Origin of the sequence: Sphingomonas sp. MMS24-J45 (assembly GCF_044881195.1) — a bacterium.
Classification (GTDB): domain Bacteria; phylum Pseudomonadota; class Alphaproteobacteria; order Sphingomonadales; family Sphingomonadaceae; genus Sphingomonas.
Genome location: NZ_CP173255.1, coordinates 2,831,238 through 2,856,655, shown reverse-complemented (window position 1 = coordinate 2,856,655; position 25,418 = coordinate 2,831,238). Strand labels below are relative to the sequence as shown.

Below are 25,418 nucleotides of genomic sequence, written 5' to 3'. Positions count from 1 at the left end.
AGCCATGCTAGAAACGGACATCATGGGGGACACGCCACATCTGCTGCTCGTCGATGACGAACGCTCGATCCGCGAGCCGCTCGCGCAATATCTGACGCGGCAGGGCTTTCGTGTAACGCAAGCCGGCGATGCCGAGGGCGCGCGGGCGCGGATGACGGCGTACGCGATCGATCTCGTCATCCTCGACATCATGATGCCGGGGAAGACGGGCTGTCGCTGACCCGCCACATTCGCGAGACGAGCGAGACGCCGGTGATCCTGCTCACCGCGCGGACCGAGGAGACCGACCGTATCGTCGGGCTGGAAATGGGCGCAGACGATTATGTCGTGAAGCCCTTCTCCCCGCGTGAGCTGGCGGCGCGGGTCAAGGTGATCCTGCGCCGCGCCGCTGCCGGGGGCACGCGGCAGCACGCGCCGGAGACGGGGTCGTTCGCCTTCGCCGGATGGGTGCTCAAATCCGGCGAGCGCACGCTGGTCGACCGCGAGGGCGTGTCGGTGCCGCTGTCGACTGGCGAGTACAATCTCCTCCACGCGCTCGTCACCCGCCCCCGGCAGGTGCTGACGCGCGATCAGCTGCTCGATCTGACGCAAGGGCGCGAGGCCGCTGCGTTCGACCGCGCGATCGACAATCAGGTCAGCCGCCTGCGCCGCAAGATCGAGGCCGACCCGAAGAATCCCGAACTGATCAAGACGGTGTGGGGCGGCGGCTATACGCTGGCCGCCGAAGTGACGCGACTTTGAAGCTGCTGCCGCGCAGCCTGTCGGGGCAGATGGCGCTGCTGATCGCGGTCGCGCTATTCGTCGCGCAGGCGATCAACTTCGCGGTCTTCCTCTACGATCGTCGCCAGGCGCGGATCGAGCAGGCGACAAGCCCGGCGCTGACCCGCATCATCGATGCCGAGGAGCGGATCGCCGCAGGACGCCTGCCCAACGACCATAATCGGCGACTTCGCCTGCTCCCCGCATCCCCAATTCCGCCGGGCGGCCCACGCAACACGGAAATCGAAAACGCCTTGCGCGCAGCGCTGGTCGAATTGGGCGTGAAGCCCGGCCGGATCGAAACGCAGGTCATCCCGCTGACGCGCGACAACCCGCGGTTCCGCTTCATGAGCCCCGACCGGGTCGAACGCTTCATGCGCGATGGCGGCGAACTGGTCATCGCGGTCGAACGGCCCGATCATCGCTGGCTCGCGCTCAACTTGCCGTGGCTGCGCAGCGATTGGTGGATCATCGGGCGGCTGATCGCGCAAACGCTGACCCTATATGCCGTCGTGCTGGTGCCGCTGCTGTGGGCGGGACGCCGCATCTCGCAGCCGCTGCGACGGCTGGCGCACGCTGCCCGCACGTTCCGGCCGGGCGAGGTGGACGTGCCGGTGGCCGAGCATGGGCCGCAGGACGTGCGCGACGTGATTGCCGCGTTCAACGCGCTGCGGCTGCGCGTGACGGCGATGCTCGATGAAAAGGACCGGATGCTCGGCGCGATCGGGCATGATCTGCGCACCCCGCTCGCGGCTCTCCGCGTCCGGATCGAATTGGTCGACGATGACGAGGATCGGCTGAAGATGGCCGATACGATCGCCGAGATGAATTCGACGCTCGACGACATCCTCTCGCTGGCGCGCCTGGGCCGCCCGAGCGAACCGCCGACCGAAGTCGATCTCGCCGCCTTGGTCGATGCCGTGGTCGAGGATTTCCGCGATCTCGATGCGGAAGTGGCGTTCGAGGCGGGCGAGCGGCTGAAAATGCGGCTGCGCCCCGGCCTGATGCGCCGCGCGGTGCGCAATCTGATCGAGAATGCGCTGAAATATGCCGGGGCGGCGGAAGTGTCGGTCACCGCAGACGCCCGCACCGTAACGATTGCGGTGTGCGACCGCGGCCCCGGCATTCCGGTGGATCGTCTCGGCGACGTGTTCGAGGCGTTCACCCGCATCGAAACCTCCCGCAACAAGGAAACCGGCGGGATCGGCCTGGGGTTGGCACTCGCCCGTACGATCGTGCGCGACGCGGGCGGGGACATCACGCTGGAGAATCGCGAGGGCGGCGGGTTGGTGGCTCGGATTGTTTTGGTGCGGTAAGACGCAAAAAGCGCGCTCGGCACGCTATCAGCATCCGCGAAATTTTGGCCCGGCGTAGGAATAATGCGTGTCGCGACGTCAAAATTTGCGACCACCCAACGCTAACGAAGGCGACCGCCATATCCCAAATCCGCCAAGAGGAATGACGCCGCGACCCCCAGCATGATCAGCGCGAAAACACGCCGGACGATTTTGATTGGTCCGGGATTAACGAGCCATGTGTGCACCTTCCCGGCGACGGCGACGATCCCCACGTGAATCGCCGTCGCAATGCTGGCGCTGATGACGCTCAAAGCAAGCGCGCCCTTGAGACTAAGCACCCCGCCGAGAAACTGCGGGGCAACCACCAAAAAGAAGATATACGCTTTAGGATTGAGCAGATTGATAAATGCTCCGGTCGCAAAGGCGGATGAAGGCGATCGCGGTTGACCTGCTCCCCGTTTTCAGGCCGCTGATAAGTTAGCTTCGGTGTCCATATGCCCTTGGCGGGGGCGGTTCGTAAACTCGGCGGGTGCCAACCCGCCAAGGCTGCTGTGCGGACGAACGGTGTTGTAGTCCGTCCGCCATGCCTCGATGATCCGTCTCGCCGCCGCCAGCCCTCGGTCGCGGCAAGTCCTGCCAGCCACGCCATGTTTGGACCAGGCGTCAACTCGATGATTAGGACAGCAAGCGCAAAGCCAAGCAGATTCAACAAAGCTTCTCCGCTGGCTTTCAGGACATCTAGGCTGCTTACACCCTAAACTGTCGCAAAGGTGAAGGCGACCGTGTCCTGGACTAACGGAACGCACCATAGCGTCGTAAATCTTGTCTAGACGGACGTCATGAGGCGACCGTGCCCCTCACCCCACCCCGATCACCTCAATCGCCTCTTCCTTCCCCCCGAAGTCGACCAACTCGCCCACCTCCGCGCCGATCAGAGCGCGTGACAGCGGGGCCTGGAAGCCGATCCGACCGGCGGCAGGGTCTGCTTCGTCGCCGCCGACGATTTCGGCGACGTGCTCGGTGCCGTTCAGGCGATAGGTGACGCGGCTGCCGATGCCGACCGTGCCGGGGGCTGGCGGCGGGACGACCTCGGCGGTGGTTTGGCGCGTGTGCCAGTAGCGCAGCTCGCGGCTGAGCGCCGGTCGGTCTTCTTCCGAGGCGGTGGCGAGCGCGGCTTCGATTTCCGCGACCTTCGCCCCGATGAGCGCGAGGCCGCGTTCGGTGACGAGGTTGGGGCCGGGCGCAATGGGGCGTTCGAATTTAGGTTCGAGATGTTCATCGTCGCTCTCGCGGCGGAAGGCGACGCTCATGTTCGGTCCTCTCTCGGCATAATATATCTTCTTACCCCGTTCGGCCTGAGCCTGTCGAAGGGCTACCTCTCTTTTCCCGCGATGAAAGCAAAAGTGCGGCGCTTCGACCGGCTCAGCACGAACGGGTGGGTTAACAACACACCAGGCCCTTCGACGGGCTCAGGGCGAACGGAAAGATTGGTCAAAGATAACGCACAAACCCGCCCCTTGGGTGCAACGCAACATTCTGCTAGGGGCGCGCCATGCTCAATATCAACGGTATCACGGTGCGCCTTGGCGGGCGCGCGATCCTCGACGGCGCGAGTGCCGCCTTGCCCCCCAAGAGCCGGGTCGGGCTGATCGGCCGCAACGGCGCGGGCAAATCCACGCTGATGAAGGTGATGATCGGGCAGTTGGAGCCCGATCTCGGCGAGATCGAAATGCCGCGCGGCACGCGTATCGGTTATATCGCGCAGGAAGCGCCGTCGGGCACGACCACGCCGATCGAGGCGGTGCTGGCGGGCGATACCGAGCGCGCGGCGCTGATGCTGGAGGCGGAGACCTGCACCGATCCCGACCGGATGGGGGCGGTATATGACCGGCTCACCGCGATCGACGCGTACACTGCCGAGGCGCGCGCGGCGCGGATCCTGGTCGGGTTGGGCTTCGATGAGGAAATGCAACAGCGCCCGCTCGACAGCTATTCGGGCGGCTGGAAGATGCGCGTCGCGCTGGCGTCGCTGCTGTTCTCCGAGCCCGATCTGCTGCTGCTCGACGAGCCGTCGAACCATCTCGATCTCGAAGCGACGTTGTGGCTCGAAAACTTCCTGAAAAGCTATCCGGCGATGATGGTGGTCATCAGCCACGAGCGCGATCTGCTCAACAATGTCGTCGACACGATCCTGCACCTCGAAGGCGGCAAGGTGCATCTGTACACCGGCGGCTATGACAGTTTCGAGCGGCAGCGCGCCGAGCGGGTCGCGCAGTTGGCAGCCGCCAAGGCCAGCCAGGATGCGCAACGCGCCAAGCTGACCGAATATATCGCCAAGAACAGCGCGCGCGCCTCGACCGCGAAGCAGGCGCAGAGCCGCCAGAAGATGCTGGCGAAGATGCAGCCGATCGCGGCGATGGCGGAGGATTCGACGCTGTCGTTCGATTTCCCCTCGCCGGAGGAATTGCGCCCGCCGCTCATCACGCTCGACATGGCGGCGGTGGGTTACGCCGACAAGCCGATCCTGCAGCGGTTGAACTTGCGGCTCGACCCGGACGACCGCGTGGCACTGCTGGGCCGCAACGGCAATGGCAAGACCACGCTCGCCCGTCTGCTGGCGGCGCAATTGCCCGCGATGGACGGCGCGATGACCGCGTCGGGCAAGATGCGCGTCGGCTATTTCACGCAATATCAGGTCGAGGAGCTCGACGGCGACGATACCCCGCTCGAACACATGACGCGGATGATGTCGGGCAAGACGCCGGGCGCGGTGCGCGCGCAGCTCGGACGCTTCGGTTTCTCGGGCGTAAAGGCGACGCAGAAGGTCGGCAAGCTTTCGGGCGGCGAGCGCGCGCGTCTCGCGCTGGCGCTGATCACGCGCGACGCGCCGCACATGCTGATCCTCGACGAACCGACCAACCACCTCGACGTCGATGCGCGCGAGGCTTTGGTGCAGGCGCTCAACGCCTATGACGGCGCGGTGATCCTGGTCAGCCACGATCGCCACATGGTCGAGCTGACGGCGGACCGGCTGGTGCTGGTCGATGGCGGGACGGCGAAGGAATATGCCGGCAGCATGGAGGATTACATCGCCTTCGTGCTGGCGGGCGACGGGGCCGACGCGAGCAAGGCCAAGGCAGCGGCGAAGAAGGACGACAAGCCGCAATTGAGCGCGGCGGCGGTCGCGCTGCAGAAGCGGGCGCATGAGGCCGAGGCGCTGGTCGCCAAGCTAACCAAGCAGCGCGACGCAATCGACCGCGCGATGCTCGACCCGAGCACGGCCGAAGCGTGGCTGGCGCGGCTTTCGCCTGCGGAGCTTGCCAAGCAACATGCGCAGATCTCGAAGAAACTCGATGCAGCGGAAGCCGCCTGGTTCGAGATCAGCGAGTCGCTGGAGCTGACGGCCGCCTAGCCCGCGCGCAGGATGGCGAGGGTCGCGGCGTCGCGCGTACCGCCGCACCAGCGATCGATCGCGGCGGCGATGATCGGCGGGCCGCCCGCCGCCTCGAACAGCGTGAGCGACGAGGCGAGCTTGAGCGCGTCGATTGCGCCGAAAACCCGCTCGGCCGTGCCGCCGGGCAACGCCTGCAATGCTTCGACCGCAGTGACATAGCGTGGCCCGAGCAGCGGATCAGCGAGATACGCCCGCGCTTCCGCGATCGACTGAATCGCATAATGCTGCGCCGTCGGGCTGCGGCCGAGGCCGGCAATCTGCGGGAAGATGAACCACATCCAGTGGCTGCGCTTTTGCCCGGCGCGAAGCTCCGCCAGCGCGTGGTCGAAGATGCCGCGCTGCGCGTCTACGAAGCGGTCCAGATTATAATCGCTGGCCATCAACGGCGCCGGATCGTTCAAGGCACCGAATTGTCGGCAACCTGGAAAAGTAATGGTGCGGGTGGTCGGGGTCGAACCGACACTCCTTGCGGAACGGGATTTTGAGTCCCGCGCGTCTACCAATTTCACCACACCCGCGTGCGGATGGCGCTGGTAGCCGCAGCGGCGATAGACTTCAAGCCCAGTGATACTAGGCCCAAAGATACTAAGCCCAGTGATGCACCGGCTTGCTGGGACGTGCGTCGTCATACTCGTCGCGCACCGCCGCCACGATTGCGTGTTCCGCCAATCCAACGAAGCGCGCGTAACTGCGCGCGAAACCAACCGCATAGATGCGGCCGTGAAAATCCTGATAGGCCCCGGCTTCGATCAATTCGAGGTGCCGCTCGGTGATCCGCGTGTGCTGCGACACGTCCGCCAACGTCGCGCCCATCGCCTCGCGTGCCTGCCGCAACAGCGCACCTGGCCGCACCCCCGGCGTCAGGCCGAGTTCGACGCCGTCGAACGCCTCAAACGGTCGTTCGGCCTTTTCTGCGGAAATCGACACATTGCCCCCCAACCCCGATTTGGGGTCGTTACGAGATCGAATCGACACTATCAATGTCAGGAATACCCGATTTGATCATCCGGCAGGACTGGTCAGATCGTCCGTTTCAATGAAGGTTCGACGGCAGTTCGATGAAGGATGTGTATAAGGCCGAGGTGCCAAGCCTGCCGCCGCGCCCGGGAAGCCGCTTGGTGTCGCGCTTGGTGGGGGAACTGCTTCTGGCCGGGCCGGGCGATGTCGTCGCCGCGTTGGAGGATCATCTCGGCCACCGCGTGCCGCGCGACCGGGCGATCTTCCTGCTGCTGATCCTGCGCGAAAGCGGTCGGCTGACCGGCGCTAGTGTCCTAAGCGGCGGCGTCAGCATCAGCGCGGTCGCGCGGTCGCTCGACCGCCCGTTCGAAACGGTACGGCGACATGTCAACGCGCTGATCGGCGACGGCATTTGCGAAACATCGCGAAACGGCGTGATCGTGTCCGCCGCAACATGGGATTTGCCGCCCTTCCTCGCGCTGACACAGTTACTGCACGATCGGTTCGTCGCGATGATTGCCGACCTGGCGCATTCCGGCATCGCATTGCCCGACAGCCGCGCCGGGGTGCGGCACGATCCCGACGCGATCGTCGCTGCCGCCATAGATATCATCCTGGCCCCGTTCGAATATGTGGCGAGCCAGTTTCGATCATGGCTGGAAATGATGGTCGTGTGCGCGGTGACGACGGGCAGCGTCCGGCAGGTGACCTATGACCCGATCTTGACGCGGCGCTATGCCGACGCCGACACCATCCCACCCGATCAAATCCGCGAGCCCGTGGTCATAGCGGGCGTCGCCCGCGCCCTGCGACTGCATTACGCCACCGTGCGGCGTGAAGTTCAGGCCGCGATCGCCTGCGGCACCTTGATGCGCGCGGGAGCAGGCGTCCGTGCGACCGAGGCGTATTTGTCCGACGTCACGATTTCCCGTGGCGGCATGTTGGTGGCGGCACGAACGGCGCAAGTGCTGCAACGGCTGGCCTGTGCCGGGTTTCGGCTGGAGGACCCGGCATCGTACTACCTGGTCGGCAAACCCGCGCTGCCCGCGTTCGATTAAGCTTGGGCAGGCTCGGCCTGCCCCCGCGTCATTCGAAGGTGCGTGCGAGATCGGCCGGCAGATCGCCCTTGGGATCATCACCGAAGCGGTTCGGCCCGCGCGTGCCATCGGTGCAATACCACACCAGCAGCAGGATCGCGCAGATGAACACGCCGAGAAACGCGACGCCTGCGAAGATCATGCTGGAGGCGCTGGCCGCGACGGCCCCGGAGACGAGCGCTGCAACGGCGAGCAACGCTGGCGCGATCGGCAGCAGGATCCACCAGCCACTGCGGTCGGTATCGTGGAGCCGTCGTACCGCGACCGTGATGTTGGGAAGCAGCACCGCCAGCGAAAAGATGCTTGAAAGCAGTCCGCCGCGCAGATTTCCGGCGGCGCCGATCGCGCCGGGCGCGCTGCTGGTCGTGGTCGTCGCGCTACCGCCGAGGCCGAGCACGGCATCGAGGAAACTGAGCACGATGTTGGCGAGGATCAGGAACAGGATCCACATCCAATATTCCTTGCGCCGCGAACGTCCGCTGAATTCCGCGTAGCGCTTCAACGGCAAGATCATCCATTCCATAACGGCCCCCGTTTGCGACGATCTCTCGCCCGTTCAACGAGATGTGTCGCGTGCTTTGATGACGATAGCAAGTCGAAGCTCAGCTCCGCGGGGCCTGTCGGCGATAACTGAGCGCTTCTGCCACATGGATGCGCCCGACCTGCTCCGCCCCCGCAAGATCGGCGATCGTGCGCGCCACGCGCAGGATGCGCGTATAGCCCCGCGCCGAAAGACGCATCGCCTCTGACGCCTGCGCGAGCAGCTTGCGACCCGCCTCGTCCGGCGTCGCGACTTCCTCGAGCAGCACGCCGTCGGCCTCGGCATTGGTGCGGACGGGATGACCGGCATAGCGCCCCTGCTGAACCGCCCGCGCCGCCGCCACGCGCGCGCCGACCTCGGCCGATCCTTCGGTGGGCGGCGGCAGGACGAGATCGGCGGCGCTGACGGCTTGTACCTCGACATGCAGGTCGATCCGGTCGAGCAGCGGGCCCGACACCTTCGCCTGATAATCCGCCGCGCATTTCGGCGCGCGCGAGCAGGCCAGCGCGGCATCGCCGAGATGCCCGCAGCGGCAGGGGTTCATTGCCGCGATCAACTGCACCCGCGCGGGGAAGGTGACATGTGCATTGGCGCGCGCGACGCTGACGGTGCCGGTCTCGAGCGGCTGGCGCAGGGAATCGAGCACGGCGCGCTGGAATTCGGGAAGCTCATCAAGGAACAGCACGCCGAGATGCGCGAGGCTGACCTCGCCCGGCTTGACCTTCAACCCGCCGCCGACCAGCGCCGCCATCGATGCCGAGTGATGCGGTGCGCGGTACGGGCGATTGCGCGTCAGGCGACCGCCGGTGAGCGTGCCCGCGACACTCGCCACCATCGACACTTCAAGCGCCTCGGCGGCATCGAGCGGCGGGAGGATGCCGGGCAGGCACGACGCCATCAGTGATTTACCCGCGCCCGGCGGCCCCACCATCAGCATGTTGTGGCCCCCGGCGGCGGCGATCTCCAGCGCGCGCTTGGCGGTTTCCTGGCCCTTCACCTGGCGCAGATCGGGTCCTCCCACCCAATCGTCCGCCTCGCCCGGCTCAGGCGCCCCCAGCAGCCCGTGGCCCTTGAAATGGTTGATCAGCGACAGGATGTCCGGGGCCGCCAGCACGCCCGAGCCAGCCCACGCCGCCTCCGATCCTTGCGCCGCCGGGCAGACCAGCCCCTTCCCTTCTTCCGAGGCATGAAGCGCCGCGAGCAGCACCCCCGGCGACGGCGCAATCCGCGCGTCGAGACTGAGTTCGCCGACCACGACATAATCGGCGAGCGTCTCGGCATCGACCACCCCCATCGCCGCGAGCAGCGCCAGCGCGATCGGCAAATCGAAATGCGATCCTTCCTTGGGCAGATCGGCGGGGGACAGATTGACGACGATCCGCTTGGGCGGCAGCGCGAGACCCATCGCGGCGATCGCACCGCGCACCCGCTCGCGGCTTTCGCCGACCGCTTTGTCGCCCAGACCGACGACGTTGAAGGCGGGCAGACCGGGGATGAGCTGCACCTGCACCTCGACCGAGCGCGCCTCGAGCCCGAGATACGCCACCGTCGATACGCTTGCCACCATGCCGCCCCCGCGCGCCCTGCCCCTGCCGCAGCGACCATAGCGGCGATCTGGTCATCAGGACTAGTTCAAAAGGTGCAGGCGGACGGTCCGCGCTTGCGTGCCGAAAGCATGTTGTCCCATTTTAGCGGTTCAGCGAGTTGCACGTCTGCAGGGAGACACTCGGATGACAGACAATGAAGATTCCGCGCCGCAAGCCGACGCCGCGCGTCGCAAGGCTTGGAACACGCCAGAGGTGATCGAGGCCGTGATCGACAGCACCGCCAAGATCAGGACGCCCGGCGGGGAGACTCCGATCTACGGTCCTTCCTGACGGCCGGGATTGATCGCTCATTTTTGAAACCCCAGTCCCGCTCGCGTGGCGCATGTACTAGTTCTGCGGAATCGCACGAAATCCAAAGTGTGTGGGAGCAGGCCAAGAATGAGTTGCGCCTGCACCTCGATCGCGTGCTGAACGCACCAGGCATGGGGGCTGTGTTCCGCTAGCGCCGTAATCCACGGCTGGTTTCGCGACGTGCGCGCGTTCTCGCCGAATTTCCCGCACGGGCGGGCGGTTCGCCACCTTGCGCAATGGGAGGGGGTGGGCCACATCGCGATCGATGAAGTCGCAACCCGCTCCGTTCGTACGCACATTGTGGTTCGGGACCGGTGTCGCGCTGGTGATCGTCTCCCCCATCGTCGGCGCGATCCCCGGGCCAGGCGGCGTGTTTGTTTTCGCGGCGGGTCTGACGCTGATGCTGCGCCATTCGCGTCGCGCAAAAAAGCACTTCGTTGGCGTGAAGCGACGCTGGCCAAAGATCGGCCATTACGCCGACATCGGGCTGCGGCGGCAGAGTGCGGCCAGACGGCGCGCGCGCGACAAGGAACTGCGGACAGCGCGTTGACTTTCGCAGACCCGAAAGCTAAGCGCTCCCCATCAAGGCCGTCCTCGTGGCGGCCGTTTTCTATTCAGACGATCAGGGAATGAACGATGAAGCGGACCTTTCAGCCGAGCAATCTGGTGCGCGCACGCCGCCACGGTTTCCGCTCGCGCATGGCGACGCCGGGCGGCCGCAACGTGATTCGCGCTCGCCGCAGCCGCGGCCGCAAGAAGCTGTCGGCCTGAAGACTCTTACCGTTCGCCGCGATTTTCTCGCGGCGAATGGCGGAAAACGCGCGCCGATGCCGGGCTTTGTCCTGCAAGTGCGGCCGCGGGGTGATGGCGATTCGACGATGCGGATCGGCTACACCGTGACCAAGAAAATCGGCAATGCCGTGGTGCGTAACCGCATGAAGCGGCGGTTGCGCGCTTTGGCGCATGAGCTGCTGCCCGAATTGGGCGTGCGCGGCGCGGATCACGTCTTAATCGGCCGCAATGGCGGGATCGAGCGCGATTATGCGCTGCTGCGCGCGGAGCTCGCCAAGGCGCTGGCGAAGGTGGCGCGGTGAGGATTTACCTCCCCGTCCCGCTTCGTGCTCCGGCGCAGGCCGGAGCGTTGGCGGCTAAGGGCAACTCTCATAACCCAACGCGCCCGCCGTCGCAGGAGCTCAAGGTCGGGAGCGCCCAATGCTAACCCGCTTCCTCATCCTCCTCGTACGCGGGTGGCAAGTCGGCCCCTCGGCGATCCTCCCGCCCTCCTGTCGGTTTCAGCCAACCTGTTCCAGCTATGCAATTACCGCCCTTCGCCGCTATGGCGCGGTGAAAGGCGGGTGGTTGGCGGCCAAGCGAATCGCGCGATGCCATCCCTGGGGCGGGTACGGACCCGATCCCGTACCCTGATCGAACGGACGTTCACGTGAAAGACGATACCCGGAATTTTGTGCTGTTCGCGGTGCTGGCGGCGATCATCCTGCTCGGCGGGAATTTCCTGACCGCCAAGCTGTTTCCGCGCGCCAATCCCCCGGCGACCAAGATTGTAGCGGGCAAGACCAAGGTGATCGACACGCCGACTGGCCCCGCCGCGACCGGGACGGCGGCGATCCGCGATCTGGCGATCGTCCGCGCCGAGACGCCGCGCGTCGCGATCCGCACCGCCGCCCTGCAGGGTTCGATCAATCTGAAGGGCGCGCGGATCGATGATCTGACGCTGACCAAATACAAGGAAACCGTCGACAAGAATTCCCCTCCGATCCGCCTGCTCTCCCCGCGCGGTACCAAGAATGCCTATTTCGGCGGCTTCGGCTGGAGCGGCGACGGCGTGACGGTTCCGAATGCCGACACGCTGTTCACCGCGAGCGGCACCGAACTGGCGCCGGGCAAGCCCGTCACGCTCAAATGGGCGAATGGCAAGGGCCAAGTCTTCGCGCTGACCTTCGCGGTCGACGACAAATATATGTTCACCGTGCGCCAGACGGTCAGCAACGCCGGCCCCGCGCCGATCGCGCTGCGCCCCTATGCGCTCGTCTCGCGCGCTGGCGTCGGCACCGAGCCCGACACCTGGACCAACCATATCGGCCCGATCGGCGTATTCGATAAGGGTGCGACCTACGACATCACCTTCGACAATCTGAAGGGCAAGGAACCCGGCTTCTTCGCGCGCCTGTGGGGCAGCAGCTCGAAGGCGGGGGCCAATATGTATGACGCGACCGGCGGCTGGCTCGGGTTCGGCGACAAATATTTCCTGGCCGCCGTGATCCCCGATCGCGGCACGCCGGTCCGTTCGGGTTTCCGCGCGGCCAATGGCGATGCGTATCAGGGCGATTTCACGCTCGCCCCGCGCGTCGTCGCACCGGGCAAGGCGCTGGTCTCGACCGCGAAGTTCTTTGCGGGCGCCAAGGAAACCAACACGCTCGACCGCTATGAGGATCGCCTCGGCATTCCCAATTTCGGCAAGGCGATCGACTGGGGCTGGTTCGAGGTCGTCGAGAAGCCGATCTTCAAATATCTCGACTTGCTGTTCCGCAACATCGGCAATTTCGGCGTGGCGATCATCCTGCTGACCGTCACGATCCGCACGCTGATCTTCCCGATCGCGCAGCGCCAGTTCGCCTCGATGGCGGCGATGAAGGCGATCCAGCCGAAGATGAAGGCGATCCAGGAAAAGTATAAGGACGACAAGGCACGCCAGCAGCAGGAGGTGATGGCGCTGTACAAGGCGGAAAAGGTCAATCCGCTTGCCGGCTGCCTGCCGACCTTGCTGCAGATTCCGATCATGTATTCGCTCTACAAGGTGCTGCTGCTGACGATCGAAATGCGGCATGAGCCGTTCGTCTTGTGGATTCGCGATCTTTCCGCGCCCGATCCGTTGCACGTCCTCAACCTATTCGGGTTGCTGCCCTACACCGTGCCGGGCTTCCTCGCGATCGGCGTGGTGCCGGTGCTGCTCGGCGTGTCGATGTTCTTCCAGTTCAAGCTGAACCCCGCGCCGATGGATGAAGCGCAAAAGCAGGTCTTCGCGATCATGCCGTGGATGCTGATGTTCGTGATGGCACCGTTTGCGGTCGGCCTGCAGATTTACTGGATCACGTCGAACCTGTGGACGATCGCGCAGCAGCGCTTGCTCTACGCGAAGCACCCGGCGCTGAAAGAACCGACCCCGAAGCCCGTGGTGAAGACGTGAGTTTCGAGCCCGAAGCGATCGAAGCCGCGCGGAAAGCCTTTGCCGGGCCGGTCGCGTTCCTGAAATCTGCGCCCGCGCTGGAATTCCTGCCCAATGCCGATGTGCCGGAGGTCGCCTTTGCCGGGCGCTCCAACGTCGGCAAGTCGTCGCTGCTCAACGCGCTCGCCGGGCGCAACGCGCTTGCGCGCACGTCGAACACGCCGGGGCGGACGCAGGAGCTGAACTTCTTCGACGTCGGCAGTCCGCTCAGCTTCCGGCTGGTCGATATGCCGGGCTACGGTTTCGCCAAGGCGCCCAAGGACATGGTGCGCAAGTGGCGTTTCCTGGTGAACGATTTTCTACGCGGGCGCGACGTGTTGAAGCGCGCTTTGGTGCTGATCGATTCACGCCACGGCATCAAGGATGTCGATCGCGAAATCCTGGAAATGCTCGACAAGGCGGCGGTCAGCTACCGCATCGTGCTGACCAAGGCCGACAAGATCAAGGCAAGCGATCTTGCCGCGGTGACCGAAGCGACGATCGCGGAAGCGCGCAAGCGCCCAGCAGCCCACCCTGATGTGCTGGCGACGTCGAGTGAGACGGGAATGGGCATTCCCGAGCTGCGCGCGGCGGTGCTGGAAGCGATCGGGTAGTTTCTAGCGCTGTGCTCCGGCGAAGGCCGGAGCGCTGGCCAGCGAAGTACACCATCTTCAACGCTCCGGCCTTGGCCGAAACACACGTGAGCGAGGGATCACCCCTCCCGATACGTCGCCGCATATTCCACCGGAAAATTGACCGACCGCGCGATGAAGCAATGCGCCTGGATCCGTCCGTGGATCGCGTCCGCCGCCGCCAGATCAGTGCCTGCCATCACGGTGATCGTCGGCCGCAGCACGGCGCGGACGAACCGCCCGGTGCCGTCGGGTGCGCTCTCCCCCACCCCCAGCGGATCATCGATGTAGTCGGTCACGACGATCCCCGCCGCGCTCGCCAGATGCAGATACCATAGCATGTGGCAGGCCGAGAGGCTGGCGAGCAGCAGATCCTCCGGATTGGGCAGACCCGGATCGCCGCCCAGCAACGGATCGTTCGAACAGTGCACCACCGGCTTGCCCGGCGTGGCGATCTGCCACGTGCGGTCATAGCCGCGATAAGTGCGCGTCCCCTCACCACGATTGCCGGTCCACGCGATCCTTGCGGTGTAATCGTGCTGCATCGTCATCTCCGCTTTCCCACCGCCCACGGCCGAACGCATCCTCTCGCCGTTCGGGCTTAGCTTGTCGAAGAGCGAACGGGGAGTGGCGCGCCGCCTGCGAAAATCACCTTACCCCCCGCCCGCGGTTGTCGGCAACGCCGCCGCACGCTACCCCATCGCGCATGAAACTGATCATCGGCAACAAAGCCTATTCGTCCTGGTCGCTGCGCGGCTGGCTCGCGTGCAAGCAGTCCGGGCTGCTGTTCGAAGAAGCGGTCGTGCCGCTCTACGATGGCGAATGGGACAAGCGCCGCCAGGGCGACGAATTCGCGCCATCCTCAGGCAAGGTGCCGATCCTGTGGGACGGCGATGCGGTGGTATGGGACAGCCTCGCCATCGTCGAATATCTCGCCGAAAAGACCAGCCGCGACCTGTTCTGGCCCGCCGACGATGCCGCCCGCGCAATGGCGCGGTCGATGGCAGCGGAAATGCATTCCAGCTTCACCGCGCTGCGCCGCAAGCACAGCATGAACGTGCGCCAGATCTTCCCGCCGCGGCGGCCCGACGACGATGTCCTCGCCGATCTGACCCGCATCATGGAGCTATGGGCGCAGGCGCGCGCGCGCTTCGGCGGCGAAGGCGATTTCCTGTTCGGCGCGTTCGGCGCGGCGGACATCATGTACGCGCCGGTGGTGACGCGTATCGTCACCTATTCGCTGCCGGTCGCGCGCTTTGCCACCGGCTATATGGACGCGGTGTTGCACCACCCCTTCATGCAGGACTGGATCGCATCCGCGCAGGAAGAGGAATGGGTGATCGAACAGTTCGAACAACCGCCCGCAAAGGCCTGATCAAGCGGGGCGCTTGGTCGGATAAGGCGTGCCGTCCTTCCGTTCATAGCCCGCTTCGGTAAAGCGCATGTCGATGTCGGAATAGACCCCGCCCGCCAAGCGCGGCCCGGTGCCGATCGCGACAAACACGCAGTCTGTGTCGGTGCGGTTCTGCAGGTGATGCCCATTCTCCGCCCCCGCCGGGAAAGTCGCGATGTCGCCTGCGCGCATCACCGTCTCGCCGCCATCCTCGATCAGCACCGCTTCGCCTGAGATCATCACCACCATCTCGTCCTCGTCGGCGTGCCAATGGCGCTGCGAGGACCACGCACCGGGCTTGAGCACGACATGGCTCACCGCGAAGTGCGACAGGCCCGACGCTGGCGCGAGGCGGCGATACCAGCGCTCCGCCACGGGCGCATCAAACGGCGGCGGATAGCCCGTCGCATTGGTCTGCGGGATCGAATCGAGATCGAGTTTCGGCATAGCATGTCCCCCGGCCCGCCGCGGCGGGATCGCGCCAATATGCCGCGAGAAGCGCTGTTGTTGAAGCGATCATGCTCATCCCTACGCACTACTGCCAAGCCGCGTCAGTATGTGCTATAGCAACGCCATGTCCCGCTCCCGGCGCCTGCTCGATCTGATCCAGGTGCTGCGGCGGCACCATCAACCCGTTGCGGGTGCGGCGCTGGCCGAGGAGCTCGGCGTATCGCTCCGCACGCTCTACCGCGATGTCGAGACGCTGCGTGCACAAGGCGCGCCAATCGATGGCGAGGCGGGCGTCGGCTACGTGCTGCGCCCCGGTTTCCTGCTCCCGTCCCTGATGTTTTCGGACGAAGAGATCGAGGCGCTCGTGCTCGGCGCGCGCTGGGTGTCGGAACGCGCCGACCAGCCGCTCGGCAAGGCGGCGCGCAACGTGCTCGCCAAGATCAACGCAGTGCTGCCCGACGATCTGAAGGCCAACATCGAGGCCACCGGCCTGCTGATTGGCCCCGGCGATCCGGTGCCGGTCGGCGATCGCAAGCTCGCCACGATCCGCGAGGCGATCCGGTCCGAGCACATCATCCAGATCGCCTACGCCGACGAACACGGCGCAATCACGCATCATGCGGTGTGGCCGTTCACGCTCGCCTTTCACGACCGCGTTCGCGCCGTACTCGGCTGGTGCGAAGCGCGCGGCGGGTTCGATCATTTTCGTACCGACCGGATCACCGCGCTCTATGTAGCGCCCAAACGCTACCCGCGCCGCCGCACCGCCTTGCTGAAGGCATGGCGGGCGGCAGCAGCCAGCCGGGATGCAGCTGACAAAATTTGACAGCGTTGCGGTCGCTGCAAAGCCGCTTCCCTTCCGCGCCCGGAAACGCGAAAGGGAAGCGGGTTGAGAAGGGGCTGACGTGACCGATCCTGTAGCACTGACCAAGGCGTTTCTTGCGTGCGAGAGCGTGACGCCCGCACAGGGGCCGGTATTCGACGTGCTGGAGGCAGCACTCCTGCCGCTCGGCTTCACGGTCGGTCGCTTCGTCGTCGGGGACGCGCCCGATGGGCCGGTCGAGAATCTGCTCGCGACGCGCGCCGGGACCGGCACCCACCTCGCCTTTGCCGGGCACCTCGACGTGGTGCCGCCGGGCGAAGGTTGGACAAACAGCGCGTTCACCCCGGCCGAACGCGGCGGCTTGCTCTACGGTCGCGGCGCGGTCGACATGAAGGGCGCGATCGCGGCGTTCGTCGCCGCCATCCCGGATGCGCCCGGCGCACCGCTCAGCCTGATCATCACCGGCGACGAGGAAGGCCCCGCGACCTACGGCACGCGCGCGCTGATCGACCGGATGCAAGCGACCGGCGTCGCGCCCGATCTGTGTCTGGTCGGCGAGCCGACGTCCTCCGCGCGGCTGGGCGACATGATAAAGATCGGGCGGCGCGGCTCGGTCAATCTGTGGATCACCGTGCCGGGCAAGCAAGGCCATGTCGCCTACCCCCACCTCGCCGACAATCCGATCCCGCGCCTGATCGCGATGCTCGCCGAGATCGACGCCATCGTGCTCGACACCGGCAACGCCTGGTTCCAGCCATCGAACATCGAAGTGACCGACATCACCGTCGGCAACCCGGCGACCAACGTCATCCCGGCGCAAGCGAGCGCGCGGATCAGCATCCGCTTCAACGACGAGCAGCGCGGCACGGCGCTGGTCGAACGGATCGAAACCCTGGTCCACCGCCACGACTCCGCCGCGCAGGTGACCGCGCGCATATCGGGCGAAGCGTTCCTGACCCCGCCCGGTGCCTTTTCGGACCTGCTCAGCGCTGCGATCGAAGCCCGCACCGGCATCCGCGCCGAGCTTTCCACCACCGGCGGCACCTCCGACGCGCGCTTCCTCTCGGCACTCTGCCCGACGGTCGAATTCGGGCTGACCAACGCCACCATGCATAAGGTCGACGAGGCCGTGGCGATTGAGGATCTGGGCGTGTTGCGCGACATCTACGCCGACATCATCGCGCGTGTTGCCGGGCTGGAGCAGCGGTGATGCGCGCGGCCCTGCCGCTCGCACTTCTGCTGATCGGCGCGACCCCCGCCCCCACCGCCAGCGACTACGCCGCCGACGCGCGCGAAGTCGCCCCGCTGATCGCCGCCAATTACGCCTATCTCGATGCTCTGCCCGGCGGCGTGGTACCCACCTCGCCCGCGCTGATCGCTGAACGCGATGCCGTGCATGATGCCGACACGCTGTTGCATTACGCCGAAGACATGATCGCGACGCTGGCCGATCATCACGCGCTGACCGGCAAATCGTTCAAGGACGATTGGGCGATCGTGCCGACCTATGCCGACCTGTGGATCGTCATGCGCGACGGACGCTACGTGATCGACGCGGTCAAGCCGGGCAGCCCCGCCGCAGGCGCGGGTCTTCACGCAGGGCAGACCCTCAGCGCCGTCGACGGCGTGCCCACAGAACAGGCCGTCGCCGCCTATTGGGCGCGCCTCGGCTTGCAACCCACCGGCGAGCGCACCGCGTTCGCCGCGCGCGTACTCGCCGCCGGGCGGCGCGACCGGGCGCGCCACCTCACAATCAACGGTCGCGCCGTTACGCTCGCCAGCCTCTACGAAGGCCAGGCCGATCGCCCACCGCTAATGGTGTCGCAGGCACACGGCGCGACGGTGATCCGCTTCAACAACGCGCTCGGCGATTCCGTTACGATAGCCGCGTTCGACGAGGCGATGGCCGCCACCCCGTCCGACGCCCGCGTCATTCTCGACCTGACCGACACGCCGAGCGGCGGCAATACCAGCGTCGCGCGCGCGATCATGGGGTGGTTCGTCACGCGCCCGATGCCGTATCAAATGCACGTCCTGCCCGCCGAGGAACGCGAGACCGGCATCGCGCGGCGCTGGGTCGAAATGGTCGATCCGCGCGCGGGCAAATATCACCCCGGCCCGGTCGCCATCCGCGTCGGGCGCTGGACGGGGAGCGTCGGCGAAGGGATCGCCATCGGCTTCGCTGCAATCGGCAAGCCGGTGTGCGGCACGCGCATGGCGGGCCTGAAGGGCGCGGTGTACGACTTCGATCTGCCCCGCACTGGCCTGCGCGTGAAGTTCCCGGCCGAGCGGCTCTATGCGGTCGGCGGCCAACCGCGCGAGACATTCGTCCCGCCACCCTGCCGCCCATAACCGATTCAAACGACTCGAGATTCCCCGCGACTCGTGCTGACTCCTTGGTTTTTGTGGACGGGAGTCGGTGAAGAGCGTAAGCCCCACCTTAACCATAATGGTAAGCGGGCATGGCGATCGACCCCTGGTTCTACATTGCTGTGGCGTGCAGCCTGAGCGGATACGCGCTGTATCTGACCGGGCTGCGGCGGCAATTGGTCCAGCCCAACCGCGCCTCCTGGCTGATCTGGAGCGCCGCAACCGCGGTCGAGGCGGGCACCTATGCCGCGGTGAACCCCGGCGCGTTGCAAGGCTGGGTGTTTGCGCTGTCGGCGCTTGCCTGCGTCGCGGTGACGATCGGCATCTGGCGGCGCTCGGTGTGGAGCGCGCCGTCGCGCGGCGAGATCGTCTGCACCGCCGCCTGCCTTGCCGCGCTGACGCTGTGGATCGTGTCGCGCAACGCCTTCTGGGCGCACATGCTGGTGGTCGCCGCCGTCCCGGTCAGCTTCTGGCCGACGTGGCAAAGCGTGGCGCAGGATCGCACGCGCGAGCGCTCCCCCGCCTGGGGACTATGGGCGGTCGGCGATCTCGCCACGCTGCTGGTCGCGACGCGCGGCGGCAATCAGCAGGTCGGCGAATATGCCTATATCCTGGTCGAATTGCTGTGCCACGCGAGCGTGTGGTTCATGGTCGGCCTCGCCACGATCAACCCGTTGCGCTCGCTCGGCTTTCGCAACGGGCGGCTCTATGTGCTCGATGCCTATAGCCCGGCGGCGAGCCTGTTCTCGGTCGGCGAAACGCATCTCGGCAAGGCGGTCTATGCCGCGCAGGGGTTCGCCGAGGGCGACGAGATCATCCGCTTCACCGGCCGCCGCTTCCGCGCCGACCGCGTGCCGAGCCTGATGCGCGGGTCGAGCGACCGCTTCGTGCAAGTCACGCCGCAGCATTATATGGGCCCGTCGGGGCGGATCGACGATCTCATCAACCATAGCTGCGCGCCCAATGCCGGTCTGCGCTTTGCGGGCGGGAGCGTTACGCTGGTCGCGATCCGCACCATTGCCCCGGGCGAGGAAATCACCTGGGATTATTCGACCACGCTGGCCGAATCGAACTGGCACATGATCTGCCAATGCCGCGCGCCGGAGTGCCGCCGCGTGATCGGCAATTTCGCGACGCTGTCGCCCGAACGGCAGGAATGGTTCCGCGCGCGCAATTTGGTCGCGCCGTATCTGCGGCGGAAGGATGACGTGGCGGCGGCGCGGGACCGGGCGGCTTAGCCTCGCGCCGAGGGTGAAGTTTCCGGGACTGGGGACGCCGCCCCACCACGACCGTCACCCCGGCCTTGTGCCGGGGTCCACCTGGCCTCACACGAGGCGAGTGTGAGTTTGACGGGCCAAGCCGCGCGACCGTGCATCCATCTCAAGCCGGATGCGACGCTGCACGGTGGACCCCGGCACAAGGCCGAGGTGACGGTGAGGATGTCTGAATTATGCAGGGAGCCGCCGCTGTGGCGTAGCCATCAAAGCGGGACTAGGCTCTGGCTATGAAGAAGATCGGCCTCTTGCTTAGCGTAATGATGTTCTTGGGCGGCTGTCATCACCAGACGACCTACGCCGAGGGATGCGGTGGTTTGCCTGCAAACTGGATAACTCCGCGTGATGGCCGGGGCGTGATGTCGCTTTTGAGTGTCATAGTGGTTCGCGCGGACGGCTCACTACAATGGAATCGGATAAGGGTTTCGGACGCTACGCTCAAAGCCTATCTAAAGGAAACGGCGACGCTGAACCCCGTGCCGGTGGTGCAGATCAAGTTTGCGCCGGACGTTGATTGCAACACAGTGGCTCGGCTGCGTCAGCTTGTATCAGAGACTCTAGATTGCAAGTTTGGTCAGTGTGCAGAAGGCAGTGGGAAATGGTGGCGTATTGGCGACGTCGGCCCCCCGTTTGAAGCCTACGATCCGCAACCAACCTTGCTGCAAAAACAATAGGCAGCCTGTCCGCAATCGGCACCTCCCACCCCCTACCCCAACATCTCCCTAACCCGCGCCGCCAGCGTATCCATCCCGAACGGCTTCGCGATCAGCGCCATGCCCGGCTCCAGCGGCCCATCCCCCACGACCGCATTCTCCGCAAAGCCGGTGATGAACAGCACCGGCAAATCGGCCCGCACCGCGCGGACCGCGTCGGCGACCTGGCGGCCGTTCATGCCGCCGGGCAGGCCGACATCGGTGATCAGCAGATCGACGCGCCGTGCCGCGACCAGCAGTTCCAGCGCTTCGCCGCCAGTCTCCGCCGCGATGACGGTATAGCCCAAATCGCCGAGCACTTCGCTCACCAGCATGCGCACGGCGGGCTCGTCATCGACCAGCAGCACCGTCTCGCCCGCGCCCTCCGGCTCGATCGCGGCACCCGCTCCATCCGCCGTATCCGCGACCGCGCCATAATGCCGCGGCAAATACAGGCACATCGTCGTGCCCTCGCCCGGTGTGGAGGTGATCTGCACCTGCCCGCCCGACTGCCGGACGAAGCCATAGATCATCGAAAGGCCGAGCCCCGTCCCCTGCCCCATCGGCTTGGTCGTGAAGAAGGGATCGAACGCGCGCGCGATCACGTCGGCGCTCATGCCGGTGCCGGTATCGGTGACGCACAGCGTCAGGTACGCGCCGGGCGGCAACTCGCGCTCGGTCGCGCTTGCTTCATCGAGCCATTCCTGCCCGGTCTGGAGCGTCACCGTGCCACCATCGGGCATTGCGTCACGCGCGTTGATGCACAGGTTGAGCAGCGCGTTTTCGAGCTGGTTGGCATCGGCCAGGATCGGCCAGGCCTCGGTCTCCACATCCACCGCCAGCGTGATGCCGGGACCGAGCGTCCCGCGCAGCAAATCCTCCATCCCCGCGATCAGCCGCGGCACGTCAACCGGGCGCGGATCGAGCGGTTGCCGCCGCGAGAATGCGAGCAGGCGATGCGTCAACGCCGCCGCGCGCCCTGCGCTGGTTTGCGCCGCGCCGATATAGCGCGGCAGATCGTCGATCCGACCCTGCTTCAGGCGCAACTGCATCAATTCGAGTGCGCCCGAAATACCGGTCAGCAGATTGTTGAAATCATGTGCCAATCCGCCGGTCAGCTGCCCCACCGCCTCCATCTTCTGCGATTGGCGCAGGCGGTCCTCCAACTCGCGCTGGCGGCTGACATCGACGCCCACGCCGATCACTTGCTCCATCTCGCCGCGCGCATCGCGCATCACGTGGCTGCGCGAGAGAATGTGGCGGATGCCGCCGTCGGGCAGGATGATGCGATATTCGATCTCGCCATCCTCGCCGCTTTCGCGAGCGCTGGCGATTGCGGCAAAGGTGCGCGACAAATCTTCGGGATGAATCCGCTGGAGCACTTCCGCCATCGACCGGCCCGGCCCGGCCTCCTCCGCCGGGAAGCCATGCAGCGCGCCGAAACCGGGGTCGCTGTAGAAGCGATCGGTGGCGGCCTCATAGGTCCACACCCCCATGCCGTCCATCGCCTCCAGCACCATCCGCGTGCGCTTCTCGGCGGCGACCAACGCGGCTTGCTGACGCCGCTCCTCGGTCACGTCGCGCGCGTTGGTGTAGAGGCGATCGTCGAACAGGATCGTCTGCCAGGCGAGCGTGCGATAGCTGCCATCGCGCGTGCGCAGCCGCTTCTCCAGCCGCTGCGGCGTGCCTGGCTCGGCGATCGCCGCCCGGTCCGCCGCGCTGCCGCCGGTGTCATCGGGGTGGCGCAACCACTGCGTATCGCGCCCGACAATCTCTTCCGCAGTCCAGCCGAGCAAGCGCTCCCACGCGGGATTGACCGCGATCCAGCGGCCCGTGCGGTCGGCGATGCCGAGCAGGTCGTTGCTCACTTCCCACAATTTGTCCCGCTCGGCGGTGCGCGCAGCGACTTCATCCTTCAGGCTGAGATTGATCGCGTGCAGCCGCGCCGTTGCCCGCACGCGCGCGACCGCGTCCCAGCTCAGTTCGGCCACTTCCTCGACCAGGGCGATTTCGCCCCTCGTCCACGCGCGTGGTGCCACGCTGCCGAGGTAGAAGCCACCCTGCCACTCGCCGCGGCGGACGAGCGGAACGCTGACCCCCGCCTCCATGCCCATCGCGTCCAGCGCGGCGCGCGGCGGGGCCGTCGCGTCGTCCGGGCTTGTGAAGGCCAGCGTCCCCCGGTCCGCGCAAGTTCCCCAAGGTCCGGCCCGAACGCCGATGACGGCACCGTACCGGTCAGCGGTGGAACCGCGCCCTCGACCCAGCACGCGCCATAGCGGATCATCGCATCGGGCAGGACCTCGAAGAACCCCGCGCGATCGACACCAAGATAGCCGCCAATCGCATCGGCGGTCAGTTGCATCACGTCGTCGGGATCGGACTGCGCCCGCTGAAGCTCGGTCAGCGTCAGGATGAACTCGCGCTCCTCCTTCGCGGTGCGCAACGCGCGTTCGTTGACGATTTGCGCGGTCACTTCCAGGCCCTGATTGATCAGGCCGTGCGCCACGCCCTGCTCATCCAGAATCGGCGAGCTGTTGTAGGTCCAGAAGGTTTCGGTCGGCACGCCCTCGCGCATCATCATCAGGCGCTGTGCGACATGCGCGACGCCAGTCCGCGACGTCAGGACGGCGGCGAATTGCGGGCCGAGAATCGCCCAGATGTCGGGCCGCACCTCTGCCGCCGGGCGACCAAGCGCCCAAGGGTGGTTTTCCGCGAGTGCCGCCCACGCATCGTTGTAGAGCAGCCGATATTCCGGCCCCCAATAGATTGCGGTCGGAAAGCTGGAATGGAGGCAGTGGCTGACGCTCAGCTTTAGCGCCGCGGGCCAATGCTCGGGCAGGCCGAAGGGATGGGCCTGCCAATCGAAAGCGCGCAGCAATGCCCCCACTTCCCCGCCACCATCCAGAAACCCACGACCGCCCGCGCGCGCCGTTTCAGGATTGATGGTCGGGGCGGGCGTCATAAGGGCCTCATAGCACGTATTCGGCTATCCAATTCAACGGCTTGACGACAGAAATCGTCATCCCGCGCGGTCCGCCCCAGCCCGCGCGTGGTTCCGTCTCATACAGCCTGCGCTATAGCGTGGCGAGATCGATCTGGCCGAACCGGTCGAGCGTGTCGTTCGCCTCCGGCATGGGATATTTGAGTCCGGTCGCGCAGTTGAACAGCACGACGCGTTCGTCTTCATCGACCTCGCCGGTGCGCAGCGCTTCCTTATAGGCCGCCAACGTCGCACCACCCTCGGGGCACAGCAGCAGGCCGTCCTTTTTCGCGCACTCATCCACCGCCTTCAGGATCGCGGGATCGCCGACGCCAAGCGCCTTGCCGCCGCTCTCGCGTACCGCGCGCAGGATCAGGAAGTCGCCGACCGCGCGCGGCACCCGGATGCCAGCGGCGACGGTTGCGGCGTCTTCCCAGCGTTCGGCATGTTCCTCGCCCGCCTCGAACGCGCGCACGATCGGCGCGCAGCCGCTCGCCTGCACGGCGTACATGCGCGGGCGCTCCGGCCCGATCCAGCCGAGCTTTTCGAGCTCGTCGAACGCCTTCCACATGCCGATCAGGCCAGTACCGCCGCCGGTCGGATAGAAGATGGCATCCGGCAGCTTCCAGCCGAATTGCGCGGCCAGTTCCAGCCCCATCGTCTTCTTCCCCTCAATTCTGTACGGCTCCTTCAGCGTCGAGAAATCGAACCACAGCCCCTCGGCAGCACCCTTGCCGATCAGCGCACCGCAATCATCGATCTGGCCGTTGACGCGGTATACGCGCGCGCCCTGTGCGGCGATCTCGCGGATGTTCACCTCCGGCGTTTCCTCGGGCGCCAGCACGATCGTCTCGATCCCGCAGCGCGTGGCATACGCGGCAAGTGCCGCCCCGGCGTTGCCGTTGGTCGGCATCGCGATCCGCGTGACGCCGAGTTCCTTCGCCATCGCCACCGCCATGACGAGGCCACGCGCCTTGAAGCTTCCGGTCGGAAGCCGCCCTTCGTCCTTGACCAGGACATTGTGGCTGCCCGAGGAACGCGGAACCGGAATCAGCGGCGTCTCGATCTCGCCCAGGCTGACGATGTCGCGCGTGTGCCGCACCGGTAGCAACTCCCGCCAGCGCCACAGATCGGTCGGCCGCGCCGCGATCATCGCCTTGGGGATCGCGGCTTTCACCGCATCGAGATCATAGCGCACCAGCAACGGCCGCCCGACGCGCGACAGGCCGTGGAGCTGGTCCGCCTCATAGCGTTCGCCCGTCATCGAACATTCGAGATGCGTGACGAACGTCGGCCGGTCGGTGGTGAGGTTGGGATTGATCACCATAAATTACTCGCGATCCTCATCAATGCCCAAACCAACAGCCAGACCGCAATGCCGAAACCGGCAAAGAGCAAAGGCATAAACGCATATACAAGGGCGGCGACGCGCAGGCTGCGCCCATAGCCAGGAAAAAAGAGGAACCAGACAAAAACAATCGGCAACGCGACGAGCCCCAGCATAAACGCCGGATTGACCGCGCGCGGGTCTGCCGAAGTGGCGGTCACCATTTACCGCCCGCGTCCTCGATCGCTTT

At 66.0% G+C, this 25,418-nt stretch carries 26 protein-coding genes, 1 tRNA gene and 3 pseudogenes; 17 read left to right on the top strand and 13 right to left on the bottom strand.

Translation table 11 applies throughout. The annotated features are described in order from the left end of the window. The first annotated feature begins 22 nt into the window (after nt 1-22). Both AB5I39_RS13895 and AB5I39_RS13890 read left to right on the top strand, forming a co-directional pair. Nucleotides 23-741, top strand: a pseudogene (locus AB5I39_RS13895) (response regulator). Nucleotides 742-770: 29 nt separating this feature from the next. Continuing rightward, on the top strand, nt 771-2,075 hold the full coding sequence (locus AB5I39_RS13890; protein ID WP_404374163.1) for an ATP-binding protein: 1,305 nt from the start codon (nt 771-773) through the stop codon (nt 2,073-2,075). 101 nt (nt 2,076-2,176) lie between these two features. Here the strand turns inward: AB5I39_RS13890 and AB5I39_RS13885 are convergent. From AB5I39_RS13885 to AB5I39_RS13875, 3 genes and pseudogenes are all read right to left on the bottom strand, one after another. After that, nucleotides 2,177-2,482 (bottom strand): annotated as a pseudogene (locus tag AB5I39_RS13885) (LysE family transporter); the annotation flags it as partial. A 36-nt stretch (nt 2,483-2,518) separates the two neighbouring features. After that, nucleotides 2,519-2,671: pseudogene (locus tag AB5I39_RS13880) on the bottom strand (integrase core domain-containing protein); the annotation flags it as partial. A gap of 243 nt (nt 2,672-2,914) precedes the next feature. Next, the gene (locus AB5I39_RS13875) at nt 2,915-3,367 is read right to left on the bottom strand and encodes a GreA/GreB family elongation factor (RefSeq protein WP_404367994.1); all 453 of its coding nucleotides are present in this window, start codon (nt 3,365-3,367) and stop codon (nt 2,915-2,917) included. A 242-nt stretch (nt 3,368-3,609) separates the two neighbouring features. Between AB5I39_RS13875 and AB5I39_RS13870 the strand changes: the two genes are divergently transcribed. Further along, nucleotides 3,610-5,469, top strand: a complete 1,860-nt coding sequence (locus AB5I39_RS13870) for an ABC-F family ATP-binding cassette domain-containing protein (RefSeq protein WP_404367991.1) — start codon at nt 3,610-3,612, stop codon at nt 5,467-5,469. Here the strand turns inward: AB5I39_RS13870 and AB5I39_RS13865 are convergent. The 3 genes from AB5I39_RS13865 to AB5I39_RS13855 form a co-directional block, all read right to left on the bottom strand. Further along, a complete protein-coding gene (locus AB5I39_RS13865) occupies nt 5,466-5,891 on the bottom strand; it encodes a DUF1810 domain-containing protein (RefSeq protein ID WP_404374161.1) in 426 nt (141 codons plus the stop codon). The genes AB5I39_RS13870 and AB5I39_RS13865 overlap by 4 nt on opposite strands. Before the next feature lie 53 nt (nt 5,892-5,944). Then, a tRNA-Leu gene (locus tag AB5I39_RS13860) sits at nt 5,945-6,029 on the bottom strand. Nucleotides 6,030-6,096: 67 nt separating this feature from the next. Then, complete coding sequence (locus tag AB5I39_RS13855) at nt 6,097-6,438, bottom strand: helix-turn-helix domain-containing protein (RefSeq protein WP_404367988.1); 342 nt, start codon at nt 6,436-6,438, stop codon at nt 6,097-6,099. 131 nt (nt 6,439-6,569) lie between these two features. On the opposite strand from AB5I39_RS13855, the gene AB5I39_RS13850 reads away from it, so the two are divergent. Then, nucleotides 6,570-7,526, top strand: coding sequence for a hypothetical protein (locus tag AB5I39_RS13850; protein WP_404367985.1), 957 nt, complete (start codon nt 6,570-6,572; stop codon nt 7,524-7,526). A 28-nt stretch (nt 7,527-7,554) separates the two neighbouring features. Here the strand turns inward: AB5I39_RS13850 and AB5I39_RS13845 are convergent, their stop codons facing one another. Next, nucleotides 7,555-8,088, bottom strand: coding sequence for a DUF805 domain-containing protein (locus AB5I39_RS13845; RefSeq protein WP_404367983.1), 534 nt, complete (start codon nt 8,086-8,088; stop codon nt 7,555-7,557). 79 nt (nt 8,089-8,167) lie between these two features. After that, nucleotides 8,168-9,673 (bottom strand): YifB family Mg chelatase-like AAA ATPase, encoded by a 1,506-nt coding sequence (locus tag AB5I39_RS13840; RefSeq protein ID WP_404367980.1) that lies wholly within the window; start codon nt 9,671-9,673, stop codon nt 8,168-8,170. A 163-nt stretch (nt 9,674-9,836) separates the two neighbouring features. Here AB5I39_RS13840 and AB5I39_RS13835 point away from each other — a divergent pair, with 163 nt between their 5' ends. From AB5I39_RS13835 to yihA, 7 genes are all read left to right on the top strand, one after another. Next, on the top strand, nt 9,837-9,983 hold the full coding sequence (locus AB5I39_RS13835) for a hypothetical protein (protein ID WP_404367977.1): 147 nt from the start codon (nt 9,837-9,839) through the stop codon (nt 9,981-9,983). A 286-nt stretch (nt 9,984-10,269) separates the two neighbouring features. After that, nucleotides 10,270-10,554, top strand: a complete 285-nt coding sequence (locus AB5I39_RS13830; protein WP_404367974.1) for a hypothetical protein — start codon at nt 10,270-10,272, stop codon at nt 10,552-10,554. 86 nt (nt 10,555-10,640) lie between these two features. Then, nucleotides 10,641-10,775 carry a 50S ribosomal protein L34 gene (gene rpmH / locus AB5I39_RS13825; RefSeq protein ID WP_055760361.1) on the top strand — a complete coding sequence of 45 codons (135 nt, stop codon included), beginning with the start codon at nt 10,641-10,643 and terminating at the stop codon, nt 10,773-10,775. 56 nt (nt 10,776-10,831) lie between these two features. Beyond that, the gene (gene rnpA / locus AB5I39_RS13820; RefSeq protein WP_404367970.1) at nt 10,832-11,098 is read left to right on the top strand and encodes a ribonuclease P protein component; all 267 of its coding nucleotides are present in this window, start codon (nt 10,832-10,834) and stop codon (nt 11,096-11,098) included. 118 nt (nt 11,099-11,216) lie between these two features. Continuing rightward, nucleotides 11,217-11,429 carry a membrane protein insertion efficiency factor YidD gene (gene yidD, locus AB5I39_RS13815; RefSeq protein WP_404367967.1) on the top strand — a complete coding sequence of 71 codons (213 nt, stop codon included), beginning with the start codon at nt 11,217-11,219 and terminating at the stop codon, nt 11,427-11,429. A gap of 16 nt (nt 11,430-11,445) precedes the next feature. Beyond that, nucleotides 11,446-13,209: a membrane protein insertase YidC gene (yidC, locus tag AB5I39_RS13810; protein WP_404367964.1), complete on the top strand. Its 1,764-nt coding sequence runs from the start codon at nt 11,446-11,448 to the stop codon at nt 13,207-13,209. Continuing rightward, nucleotides 13,206-13,841 (top strand): ribosome biogenesis GTP-binding protein YihA/YsxC, encoded by a 636-nt coding sequence (yihA, locus tag AB5I39_RS13805; protein WP_404367962.1) that lies wholly within the window; start codon nt 13,206-13,208, stop codon nt 13,839-13,841. Before yidC ends, yihA begins: the two co-directional genes overlap by 4 nt. 98 nt (nt 13,842-13,939) lie before the next feature. Here yihA and AB5I39_RS13800 read toward each other — a convergent pair whose 3' ends face one another. Further along, nucleotides 13,940-14,410 carry an OsmC family protein gene (locus AB5I39_RS13800; protein WP_404367959.1) on the bottom strand — a complete coding sequence of 157 codons (471 nt, stop codon included), beginning with the start codon at nt 14,408-14,410 and terminating at the stop codon, nt 13,940-13,942. 155 nt (nt 14,411-14,565) lie between these two features. On the opposite strand from AB5I39_RS13800, the gene AB5I39_RS13795 reads away from it, so the two are divergent. Then, the gene (locus tag AB5I39_RS13795) at nt 14,566-15,234 is read left to right on the top strand and encodes a glutathione S-transferase family protein (protein WP_404367956.1); all 669 of its coding nucleotides are present in this window, start codon (nt 14,566-14,568) and stop codon (nt 15,232-15,234) included. Here the strand turns inward: AB5I39_RS13795 and AB5I39_RS13790 are convergent, their stop codons facing one another. Next, nucleotides 15,235-15,699, bottom strand: coding sequence for a cupin domain-containing protein (locus AB5I39_RS13790; protein ID WP_404367953.1), 465 nt, complete (start codon nt 15,697-15,699; stop codon nt 15,235-15,237). It abuts the gene before it with no gap. Nucleotides 15,700-15,826: 127 nt separating this feature from the next. Between AB5I39_RS13790 and AB5I39_RS13785 the strand changes: the two genes are divergently transcribed. The 5 genes from AB5I39_RS13785 (at nt 15,827) to AB5I39_RS13765 (ending at nt 20,843) form a co-directional block, all read left to right on the top strand. Next, nucleotides 15,827-16,528, top strand: a complete 702-nt coding sequence (locus AB5I39_RS13785) for a helix-turn-helix transcriptional regulator (protein ID WP_404367950.1) — start codon at nt 15,827-15,829, stop codon at nt 16,526-16,528. Nucleotides 16,529-16,607: 79 nt separating this feature from the next. Further along, the gene (gene dapE / locus AB5I39_RS13780) at nt 16,608-17,735 is read left to right on the top strand and encodes a succinyl-diaminopimelate desuccinylase (protein ID WP_404367947.1); all 1,128 of its coding nucleotides are present in this window, start codon (nt 16,608-16,610) and stop codon (nt 17,733-17,735) included. Then, on the top strand, nt 17,735-18,877 hold the full coding sequence (locus AB5I39_RS13775) for a S41 family peptidase (protein WP_404367944.1): 1,143 nt from the start codon (nt 17,735-17,737) through the stop codon (nt 18,875-18,877). The genes dapE and AB5I39_RS13775 overlap by 1 nt, the downstream gene beginning before the upstream one ends. 110 nt (nt 18,878-18,987) lie before the next feature. Next, nucleotides 18,988-20,133, top strand: coding sequence for an SET domain-containing protein (locus AB5I39_RS13770; RefSeq protein WP_404367941.1), 1,146 nt, complete (start codon nt 18,988-18,990; stop codon nt 20,131-20,133). 266 nt (nt 20,134-20,399) lie between these two features. Next, nucleotides 20,400-20,843, top strand: a complete 444-nt coding sequence (locus AB5I39_RS13765; RefSeq protein WP_404367938.1) for an ExbD/TolR family protein — start codon at nt 20,400-20,402, stop codon at nt 20,841-20,843. 32 nt (nt 20,844-20,875) lie between these two features. Here the strand turns inward: AB5I39_RS13765 and AB5I39_RS13760 are convergent, their stop codons facing one another. The 3 genes from AB5I39_RS13760 to AB5I39_RS13750 all read right to left on the bottom strand — a co-directional run bounded on the left by AB5I39_RS13760 (nt 20,876) and on the right by AB5I39_RS13750 (nt 25,389). Further along, entirely contained in the window at nt 20,876-22,969 is a 2,094-nt protein-coding gene (locus AB5I39_RS13760) for a PAS domain-containing protein (RefSeq protein WP_404367935.1), read from the bottom strand. A gap of 966 nt (nt 22,970-23,935) precedes the next feature. Beyond that, nucleotides 23,936-25,168 (bottom strand): threonine synthase, encoded by a 1,233-nt coding sequence (locus AB5I39_RS13755; RefSeq protein ID WP_404367932.1) that lies wholly within the window; start codon nt 25,166-25,168, stop codon nt 23,936-23,938. Next, nucleotides 25,162-25,389: a hypothetical protein gene (locus tag AB5I39_RS13750; RefSeq protein WP_404367929.1), complete on the bottom strand. Its 228-nt coding sequence runs from the start codon at nt 25,387-25,389 to the stop codon at nt 25,162-25,164. Before AB5I39_RS13750 ends, AB5I39_RS13755 begins: the two co-directional genes overlap by 7 nt. Nucleotides 25,390-25,418 lie beyond the last annotated feature (29 nt).